Genomic DNA, 1055 nt, shown 5'->3' with positions numbered 1-1055 from the left:
ATATGTGTTAGTTTTTTGTCAACCAACATCATATCGGGTTTCATGCTATGGTTCAACTTTTTTTACTGTCGCATTTAATTTTACAATTAACCAAGATTTTTCTTCAGGAACCGGTGGGGAATTTTAATGTTTATTTTCGTTCAACAAAAAATAATAGTTGACGACTTCTGAATTCATTTTATCGTATATCGAGGAGGATTTTCTATTGGCTATAAATCCATCATTGCGGATTGCAAAAGAAGACGATTTTGATTTTGTTTTCCAACTGAATAAAGCAAACTTTAAAGATTTTGTTGATGAAATCCGTGGGTGGAACGATGAAATTGAGCGTGAGGATTTAAAACAATCTTTTCGTCCTGAAAAAGACTACATCATTACGGATAACGGAAAGTCAATTGGTTATTTGTCTGTTGATTTCAATCAGAAATTTATTTATGTAAGACATATTGAAGTCCTTCCTTCGTATAAGCGGAGGGGTATAGGAACATCAATTTTTAATCAATTAAAAGAAAAAGGGCTACCAATTGTATTAGAAGTAACGAAAACTAATACACCAGCTTATAAATTTTATGAAAAATTGGGGTTTGAAGTTTTGGAGGAAAAAAATATCAAGAAGAAAGGTGTAAGAGGAGAAATCGAAATAAAAAAAGTAAAAATGAAATTATCTCCGAGTTATAGGGCCGGCCTCGACAATAAATTGGCAAAAACTGATATTATATCACTACAAACGTGATAAAATATCACAAAAAATGTGAGTAAAAACGGAGGACCTTCTATTTAGCAAGGCCGTTATAGAAAAAACAGCCCGGGGGAGTTACGATTTCGTGGAACCAATGTTCCAGCGAAACATTTTACAGCATTTTCAATAATAAGAGGTCCGTATTTCGACATGGGAGAGTAGAGGGAAAATTATGTTTTTATCTTTTGAACAGAAGCGTAATATATTCAGATCCTTTCCGGAATGTCACCGCCGGTGTATAATTGACCCAGGAGCAACGAAAAGGAATTGACCCACCCCCTGGCGAAATATCCCTCTGATACCAGCCAAAAGATCG

Annotated in this window: 1 protein-coding gene; it reads left to right on the top strand. The window is 34.7% G+C overall.

All coding sequences use genetic code 11. The features are described 5' to 3' along the window. Positions 1 to 205 precede the first annotated feature (205 nt). On the top strand, positions 206 to 733 hold the full coding sequence (locus LZ11_RS12265; RefSeq protein WP_170240389.1) for a GNAT family N-acetyltransferase: 528 nt from the start codon (positions 206 to 208) through the stop codon (positions 731 to 733). Positions 734 to 1055 lie beyond the last annotated feature (322 nt).

This window comes from Thermosediminibacter litoriperuensis, from assembly GCF_008124715.1.
GTDB lineage: Bacteria > Bacillota > Thermosediminibacteria > Thermosediminibacterales > Thermosediminibacteraceae > Thermosediminibacter > Thermosediminibacter litoriperuensis.
This window is presented reverse-complemented; position numbering and strand designations above follow the sequence as displayed.